Source organism: Amycolatopsis sp. NPDC102522, assembly GCF_055584485.1.
The window spans coordinates 54,839-64,842 of the sequence record NZ_JBVJLY010000032.1 but is presented as its reverse complement, the minus strand read 5'-3'; the positions used below and the strand labels follow the sequence as shown (position 1 = coordinate 64,842).

The following is a 10,004-nucleotide window of genomic DNA, read 5'->3' as shown; positions in this document are numbered from 1 at the left end:
CCAGCCGGGGTTCGATGATGCGGATCAGTCAGGTTTGGCGTGGCGAAACCGATGTCGCGAAAGCCACTTTCGCGACATCTGATGTCCCGAAAGTGGCTTTCGCGACACCCACCCGACCCACGTTTCGCGACACATCGCCTTGCTCCCCATCTTTGCCGCCGCACCGGCGACTCACTCGACGCGGCACCGCCAGCAGGTGTCGCGAAAGCCACTCGCTCGCCCGCGGTCCGAAACCGATGTCGCGAAAGCCACTTTCGCGACGCCTGATGTCCCGAAAGTGGCTTTCGCGACGCTCCCGGCCAGTACCCGAATCGACGGTGAAGGAATTGGGACGTTGAACGTCCCAATTCCTTCACCGTCGCAAGACCACCCCATCCCAGACCTTGATCAACGGAAGATCCGGAACACTCAACGTCCCCAATCCTCCGTCGATCAAGGTCGCGCCCCTCAAACCCTGCGACTAACAACCCAGCCGGGAAAAGCCCCAGCAGGGAAGCAACCAACCCAGGTCCCAGCCGCGTCCAGTTGGTCGTGAGTGGTAACTGTCGTTAGAACGACACTCACCACTCACGACCAACCCGACCAAACCCCACCGCACCCCCCACTACCGGCCGCTCTCGAACTCAGCCTCGAACTCATCGATCTCGTCCTGATCAAGCTCAAGAAGCGCGACATCCGACGAGACATGCTCCACAGCGGCAGGCGAACCCGCGCCCCGTTCCACGACCGCCGCGATCCCCGCGGGCGTCCTCTGCTCGAACACCTCGCGCGCCCCGAAGGCCATTCCCGCGCGGTGGGCCCGCGCCGCCAGTTGCATCGAAAGGATCGAGTCCCCGCCCAGTTCGAAGAAACTGTCGTCCGCGCCGGCCCGCTCCAGGCCGAGCACTTCGGCGAAGAGCGCGCACAGCAGCCGCTCGGCTTCCGTGACCGGTTCCCGGCCCGATACGCGTTCGTTGAAGTCGGGATCCGGGAGCGCGTCCCGGTCCACTTTCCCGTTGGCCGTCAACGGAAGCGCGTCGAGCACCACCACCGCCGCGGGCACCATGTACTCCGGAAGCCGGGCCGCGACGGCCTCGCGGATCACAGCAACGTCCACTGCGGACTCCCCGGCGACGGTCACGTAGCCGATGAGCCGTTTGCCGGACGCGCTGTCGCGGGCCAGCACCACGGCCTGCCCCACCGACTCGTGCGCCACCAGCGCCGCCTCGATCTCACCGGGCTCGATGCGGAATCCCCGCACCTTCACCTGGTCGTCGACGCGACCGGCGAACACCAGTTCCCCGTCGGGGTTCCAGCGCACCAGGTCCCCGGTCCGGTACATCCGATCACCGGAGCCGGATGGATCGGCCACGAACCGCGTCGCGGTCAATCCCTGCCGTCCCAGGTAGCCCCGCGCGACACCCTCGCCGGACACGTACAGCTCGCCCACCGCACCCGGCGGCACCGGCCGCAGCCACGAGTCCAGCACGAACGCCCGGAGGTTCGTCATCGGAGTGCCGATCGGCACCACGTCGCCGGACGGCGGCGCCTGCCCGGGTTCGAGCCGGTATTCGACACACCCGACGGTCACCTCGGTCGGCCCGTATTCGTTGACCACGACGGTGTTCGGGTACGTCCGGCGCCACTGCACGATCGTGTCGACGGACAGTTGTTCTCCGCCGAGCAGCAGATCGCCCGGAACGGCGCTTTCCCGAGACCCGGTGTCCAGCGTCTTCAGGTGGCTCGGCGTGGCCTTGAGGAACAGCGCCGGAGCGCTTTCCACCGTGCCGATCAGGTCTTCCAGCGCGCCGACCTGAACCGCTCCCCCGACGGTGAACGGCGTGAGCATCGCGGTGACCGTCAGGTCGAAGGCGATCGACGAATGCAGCAGCGATCGTCCCCGCAGTCCTGGATACTTCCGTCCACAGTGGAACAGGTAGTTCGCCAGGTTCCGATGGGTGACGACGACGGCCTTGGGGCGACCGGTGGAACCCGAGGTGTAGATGAGGTACGCCGGATGACGCGGATCCAGCGGTCGACTGCGGTCGGCGTCGGTGACAGGCGCGCTGTCGCGGCCCGCCAGGTCGCCCACCGTCTCGGGATCGTCGATCACCACCGCACCGGCGGGCGACGCCGTCAGCGCGGCGGTGGTGATCACGAGCGCCGGGGCGGCGTCGTCGAGGATGTAGGCGACGCGATCGGCCGGATACACCGGGTCGATCGGCAGCCAGGCACCGCCGGTCTTGGTGATCGCCAGCACCGTGACGACCAGTTCCGGCGACCTCGGCAGCATCACCGCGACCAGGCTTTCGGGCCCGGCGCCCCGCTCGATGAGCAGGCGCGCCAACTGGTTGGCGCGGGCGTCGAGTTCGGCGTAGGACAGCGACAGGTCTTCGGAGATCACCGCGGTCGCTTCCGGGGTGGCGGCGACCTGCGCTGCGAACGATTCCGGCAGCGTCCGGTCCGGCACCGGCACCGCGGTGTCGTTGCGCGCCTCCAGCTCTCGCTGTTCGGCGCCGGACAGGATCGGCACCACCGCGAGCGGTGTCCGGGGATCGGCGACGACGGCTTCGAGCACCCGCGTGAACCGGGCCAGCACGGCGGCGGCCTGCTCGGTGGTGAACAGCGCTGGCTGGTGCTCCAGCCGCAGCCGCAGGATGTCGCCCGGGACGACAGCCAGTGCCAAGGGATAATGAGTGGCGTCGGCGGCGGTCATTCCCTGTACCCGCAACCGATCCTGGTCCGCCTCGGCGGTCCCGGCCGGTTTGGGGTAGTTCTCGTAGACGACGAGGGTGTCGAACAGTTTGCCGAGCCCGGCGGTCTGCTGGATGTCGGCGAGCCCGACGTGGTGATGGGCCAGCAACGCGATCTGCTCGTCCTGGACCTCCCGCACCAGCTCGGCGAAGGTGTGCCCCGGCCGCATCCGGACCCGGACCGGGACGGTGTTGATGAACAGCCCCACCATGGTCTCGATCCCGGGCAGTTCGGCCGGGCGCCCGGACACCACCGCCCCGAACACCACGTCGTCGCGTCCCGTGATCGCCGCCAGCACGAGGCCCCACACCGCCTGCAGCATCGTGCTGACCGTGACCCCGCACTCGCGGGCCCGCGCCGCCAACGCGTCGGCGAACACCTCGTCCCGTTCGGCCCACATCTGCCCGGGCACCTGGACCGGAACCTCCCGGTCCGCCGCGACCAGGGTCGGCTCCGGCAAACCCGACAGGGTTTCGCGCCACGCGGAGATCGTCGCGTCCCGATCGGTTTCGCGCACCCAGGCCAGGTACTCCCGATACGGGTTGACCGGCGCCGGCGCTCCGTCGCGGTACAGCGTGAGCAGTTCGTCCACCAGCAGCGGCGTCGACCAGCCGTCGAGCAGGATGTGGTGGTTGGTCAGCACCAGCCGGTGGCTGTCGGGACCCAAGGCCACCACCGTGAACCGCAGCAGCGGGGGCTTGGCCAGGTCGAACGGCCGTGCCCGGTCTGCCGCGGCCACCGCCGCCGCCTCGTCCTCCGGATCCGCCGAACCCGAGACGTCCACAAAGGACACTGGCACTTCGACGGCGCCGGGGATCACCTGATAGGCGGTCCCGGCGGCGGCGTACCGGAATCCGGCGCGCAGGTTCGCGTGCCGGTCCACAAGCCCGCGCACAGACTTCCGCAGCTGCCCGAGGTCCAGCGGACCGGTCAGCTCCAGCACAGCCTGCGCGGTGTAGACGTCGACGCCGTCACCGCCATAGCCGGCGTGGAAGGCGAGCCCGTGCTGCAGCGGCGAAAGCGGCAGCACGTCGGCCACCCCACCGGCGTCGGCGTATTCGGCCTCGAGGGCCTCGATCTCGGCCTGCTCCAGGTCGACGAGGGCGAAGTCGGACACGGTGTGCCCGCCCGCGGCGGGATCGTCCGCCTGACGGGCCAGCCCGGACAGCATGTCGAGCCATCCTTGGCCCAGCTGCTCGACCTCGGCCTCGTCCAGCACACCGTCCTGCCACTCCAGCATGAGCGTCAATTCGGGACCATCAGGAAGATCCTGGACGATCGCGTTGGCTTCGAGCGCGTGCGGCAGGCCCATCCCGGCTTCCAGCGAACTGCCGATGTCGCCGACAGGCTGCCAAGCTCGCACACCGCTCTTCTCACCGGCGGCGAACCTGCCCATGTAGTTGAACCCGATCCGCGGCGACGGCAAGTCCGCCAGCACCGGGCCCGTCACGTCGTTGAGGTACCGCAGCAGGCCGTAGCCGAGCCCGTCGCCGGGCACGGCCCGCGACTGCTCCTTGACCAGCTTCAGCAATCGCCCGGCCGCCGGGCCACCGGCGAGCGCGTCCGCCAGATCGGTCCCCGCCACGGCCAGCCGCACCGGATGCGCGCTGGTGAACCAGCCCACCGTCCGGGACAGATCCGTGCCGCCGACCGGGTGCCGACCATGGCTTTCGACGTCCACCAGCACCGCGTCCCCGCCGCGCCGGCGCGTCACCGCTCCGGCCAGCCCCGCGAGCAGGACCTCGTTAACCCCGCAGTGGAACGCCACCGGAACCCGCCCGACCAACGCCGACGCCTTGGGCACCACCCACGACCGCGAGCGAACCTCGCCTTCCGAAGCCTTGCCGGCCGGCTGATCCTCTTGCCCGAGGATCGCCTTCCACGCCGCCAGCTCGCCGACCCGCTCCGGGGAGACCGCCCACTCCTTCAGCAGTCCAGCCCACCGCCTGAACGACACGCCCACCGGTTCCAGCACCGGCTTCCGTCCCGCGGCGGCCGCCTCGCAGGCCACCTGGAGATCCAAGAGCAGAACCCGCCACGACACCCCGTCGACCGACAGGTGGTGCGCCACCACCAGCAACCGCCCCGGCTGATCCGGTCCGGCGTCGAGCCACACAGCCTGCGCCATCACCCCCGCCGACGGGTCCAACCGGCTCACGGCGTCTCGCGCCGCGTCCTCCACAGCCTCGTCGGGCGAACGACCGTCGAGCCTGACGCGCGTGACCAGCCCGGCCACGTTCACCGACCCGCGCTCGCCCACCACCAAGCGACCGTCGATCACCCGCGCCCGCAGCATGTCGTGCGTCTCCACCACGGCCGAGAACCCGGCCAGCAACGCCTTCTCCGTCAGATCCGAAGGCGCTCCCACGACCATCCACTGCGCGAAACCCGGCCCCGCGACGCCGTCACCCAGCAGCCGCGTCACCGGTGTCCAGGCGACCTCGCCCACGCCATCGGTCTGCGGGGCACGACCTTGTTCCGGCGGCGCGGAAACCTCCGCCAGCTGCGCGATCCGCTCCGGGGTCTTGCCGTCGAAGACGTCCGCCGCGGTGAACGTCAGTCCCGAACGCCGCGCCCGTGCCGCCAGTTGCATGGAAAGAATGGAATCCCCGCCCAGATCGAAGAAACTGTCGTCCACCCCGACCTGTGCCAAGCCGAGCACGCCGGCGAACAGGTCGCACATGGTCCGCTCGGTCTCGGTGGCGGGCTCCCTGGTGGGCGCGCCGGTGGCGAAATCGGGATCGGGCAGCGCGCGCCGGTCGATCTTCCCGTGCGCCGTCAGCGGCAGGACGTCCAGTGCCACCACCGCCGCGGGCACCATGTACTGGGGCATGCGCGACGCGAGATGCGTCCGCACCGCCTGCGTGTCGATGTCGCCCGGCGTCACGTAGGCGAGCAGGCGCTCTTCGCGAACGGTCACCGTGGCCTGGGTGATCCGCGGGTAGGCGGACAAGGCGAATTCGATCTCGCGCGGTTCGACCCGGAAGCCGCGGATCTTGACCTGGTCGTCGGCCCGGCCGGCGGACACCAGTTCGCCCTCGTCGGTCCAGTACGCCAGGTCCCCGGTCCGGTACATCCGCTCGCCGGGGGCGAACGGGTCGGCGATGAACCGCTCGGCCGTCAGCGCCGGACGGCCCAGATAGCCGCGGGCCACGCCGATCCCGGCCAGATACAGCTCACCGGTGACACCGGGCGGCAGCGGACGCAGGAACGAGTCCAACAGGTAACCGCGCACTCCCGGGACAGGCCCGCCGAACGGGATCGGCTGCTGCCCCGGCGACAACGGCATGCTCATCGTCGCGCAGATCGTGGTCTCGGTCGGCCCGTAGGCGTTGATCATCCGCCGCTCGCCGGACAACCGGTCCACCAGGCCGGGCGGGCAGAGTTCCCCCGCCGCGACCACGGTCTGCACCCGGTCGGGGAACACGTCGACGGTGGCCAGCACCGACGGCGGAGCCTTCACCTGCGTGATGGCCCACCGTTCCAGCGTTTCGGACATCGCCATCCGCGGCGGCAGTTCCTGCTCCGGCGGCACCACGAGCGTCGCTCCCGAAAGCAGCGCCATCATCACCTCGGACACGATGGTGTCGAAGCCGAGCGCCGCGAACTGCAGGACCCGCGACGCCGGGGTCACCCCGAACCGGTCGATATGCGCCAGCGCCAGGTTCCCCAGCCCGGTGTGGGTGACGACGACTCCCTTCGGAGTACCCGTCGACCCCGACGTGTAGATCACGTACGCCGCACTGCGCGGATCCACCTGCGGCAGCTCGGCTTCCGGACTCGCCGGCAGCTCGACCTCGTCGATCACCAGCAGCCGGTCCGCGAACTCCGCGGGCACCGCTCCTCGCGTCGCTCCCGCGCACACCACCAGCGTCGGATCCGCGCTCCGGAAGATCGTTTCCTTGCGCTCGTCCGGATACGCCGGGTCCACCGGCACGAAGGTGCCGCCCGCGAGCATGACGCCCAGCATGCCCACCGTCCACCAGGACGACCGGCCGACCACGAGGCCGACCCGGGATTCGTACCCGACTCCTTGGGCGCGCAACACGGCCGCGAACTTCAGCGACCGTTCCCACAGCTCCGCGTAGGACAGCTCGCCGGCGCTGTCCACCAGCGCCACGCCGTCCGGCCGCCGCGCCGCCACCTGTCCCACCAGCGTCGGCAGCGGTTCCCCAGCCACCAAGGGCGGGGCCCACTCGCGCACCTCGGCCGTGCCCACGCCGATCCGCCCCACCGGGGCCGCCGGATCCGCGACCACCGCGCCGATGGCGCCGACGAACCAGTCCAGCAGCGAGTCGGCGACGGCCTCGGGGACCTGTCCCCGCCAGTAGCCGAGCTGGATCTTGAACCGGTCCCCCGGGGTGATGCCGAGGGTCAGCGGATAGTGCGTGCCCTCGATCGTGCGCAGGTACGTGTACTGGCCGGCGTACTCACGCGGGTAGTTCTCGACCACCAGCAGCGTGTCGAAGGTCGCGCCGGGTCCGGCCGCCTTCTGGATCTCCGGCAGCCCCAGATGCTGATGCGGCATGAGGGCCATCTGACGGCCGTGCAGGTCGGTGAGCATGTCCGCGACCGCTTGCCCGCCGTCCAAGGTCACCCGGACCGGCATCGCGCTCATCAGGAGGCCCGGCATCGACTCGATGCCCGCCAGTTCCGCGGGCCGGGTCGCGACCATGGTGCCGAACACCACATCGGTCCGCCGCGTGAGCCGCGCCAGCACCATCGCCCAGGCGGCGTGCACCACCGTGCTCGGCGTCAGCCCGCGCTCGCGGGTGAACTCCAGCAGCCGGGTGTGCAGCTCCGGCGACAGGTGGGTGACGCGGTAGTCGTAGTCCGTCGCGGGGGCCGCCGACGCGATCAGCGCGGGCTCGTCGAGGTCGGAAAGTTCCGCCCGCCAGGCCTCGCGTGCCGCGTCCTTGTCCTGCCGGTCCAGCCAGGCCAGGTAGTCGCGATAGGAGGCGCCGCCCCGGAGTCCCGGCAACGGGCCGTCCGACGTGTACGCCTCGAAAGCCTCGTTGAGCAGGACAGCGACCGACCAGCCGTCGACCAGGATGTGGTGGATGACGACCAGCAGCCGATGCCGGTCCTCACCGACCCGGACCAGCACCAGCCGGACCAGCGGCGCCGCGGCGAGGTCGAACCGCTTCGCCTGTTCCCGGACGGCAAGGGCCTCGAAGGCCGCGTCGACGTCTTCGGCGCCGGTCAGATCCTCCGTCTGCCAGGGCAGGGTGACGTCACCGTGGACGGCCTGCACCGTCTTGCCCGACTCGAGCCGGTGGAAGGTCAGCCGGAGTTCGGCGTGCCGCCGGACGATCGCTTCCCACGCGGCCCGCAGCCTGGTCTCGTCCAGTGGCCCGTTCAGCTCCAGGATCACCTGCACCTGGTAGATGTCGGGACCCTGGTCGTCGAGGATCGCTTCGAAGAGCAACCCCTCCTGCAGCGGGGACAGCGGCCAGATCTCGTCGGCGCCCGGAGCGGCGATCGCCAGCTCCGCCTCTTCCGCTTCGGTCAGGGTGAGCAAAGGACCGTTGTCAGGCCTGTCGGACGTGTCGGCCGGGAGGTCGCTCGCCACGGCCGCGAGCCGGGCGGGAGTCGTCTCCTCGAAGATCTGGGCGGGCGTCACCAGCAAGCCCGCCTTGGCCGCGCGTGCCGCCAGGCGCATCGCGAGGATCGAATCCCCGCCCAGTTCGAAGAAACCGTCGTCGACACCGGCCCTGTCGAGCCGGAGCACCTCGGCGAACAGTCCACAAAGGACACGCTCGGCCTCGGTGCCGGGTTCACGGCCCGTGGCGCTCGCCGCGAACTCGGGCGCGGGCAGCGCCGCCCTGTCCACCTTGCCGTTGCCGGTCAGCGGCAACGCGTCCAACGTCAGCACGACAGCCGGAACCAGGTACTCCGGCAGAACCGCCCGGAGGCGTTCGCGGACGAGAGCGGGATCCACGTGCTCGGCCACCACATAGCCGACCAGCCGTCCGTCGATCGCCGCCACCACGGCGTCCTGGACGTCCGGCTGGGCGATCAGCGCGGCCTCGATCTCGCCGGGTTCGATCCGGAACCCTCGGACCTTGACCTGATCGTCGGCCCGGCCCGCGAACAGCAGCTCACCGTCGGCGGTCCACTGGGCGAGGTCCCCGGTCCAGTACATCCGCTGCCCCGGTTCGGCCGGATCCGCCACGAACCGCTCCGCCGTCAGCCCGGCGCGGTCGAAGTAGCCCTCGGCCAGACTGCCGGAGAGGTACAGGTCGCCGACCACACCCGGCTTCACCGGCCGCAGCGACTCGTCGAGCACCCGGACCCCGCGACCCGACAACGGACGTCCGATCGGCAGGACCGAACCCAGGACGTCACCCGGCTCCAGCAGATGCCAGGTCCCGCACATCGTCGCTTCCGTCGGGCCGTACATATGCCGTACCCGCGCTCGGGGGCAGGCTTCCCGCACCCGCTCCACCGCGTGCACGGGCACCACGTCACCGCCGGTCAGCACTTCGCGGAAGGCGGCGAACGATTCCGGCGATTCCTCAGCCACCGCACGGAAACTCCCCGCGGTCAGGTACGCCCTCGTCACCCCGGCCGCGGCTGCTTCCCGCAGGCGCCGGGCATCGACCGCACCCGGCTCGGCGATCACCACCCGCGCGCCGGACGCCAGCGGCGTCCAGACCTCGAACAGGGACGCGTCGAAGGCGTGCGGCGAATGCATGAGGATCGCTTCGCCGGGCTCCATCGCCCAACCGGGATCCCGCACCAGTTCCGCGACGCTGCGCTGCGAAATCGCCACGCCCTTCGGCGTGCCCGTCGAGCCGGACGTGTACATCACGAACGCCAGGTCCTCCGGGCGCACCGCGTCGGCGGGCACGTCGCCCGCGTCCTCGTCCGTGACGGCGTCCGCTTCGAGCGACGCCGTCCCCGCCGGGACGGCGGCCCGCGTGGCGGCCGAGCACACCGTCAGCGCGGCCGCCGAATCCGTCACCATGAATTCCACGCGCGGCGCGGGGTAGGCGGCGTCCACCGGAACGTACGTCGCCCCCGCCTTCCACACGGAAAGCAGCGCCACCACCAGATCCGCGGAACGGCCCATCATCACCGCGACCCGGTCGCCGCGGCGGATGCCCCGGCAGGCCAGCCGCCCGGCCAGCCTGCCCGCGTCCTCATCGAGCTGCCGGTACGTCAGAACCCGGTCACCGTCGACCACGGCCACCGCGTCGGGTGTCCGGTCCACGTGCGACGCGAACAGCTCCAGCACCGTCCGAGTGGTCCGCGCTGCGGAATTCATC

General features: G+C 70.6%; 1 protein-coding gene. It reads right to left on the bottom strand.

Annotated features, from left to right (window positions below):
* Positions 1–604: 604 nt before the first annotated feature.
* Positions 605–10,003, bottom strand: coding sequence for an amino acid adenylation domain-containing protein (locus ACZ6YV_RS41170; protein WP_465514822.1), 9,399 nt, complete (start codon positions 10,001–10,003; stop codon positions 605–607).
* Position 10,004 lies beyond the last annotated feature (1 nt).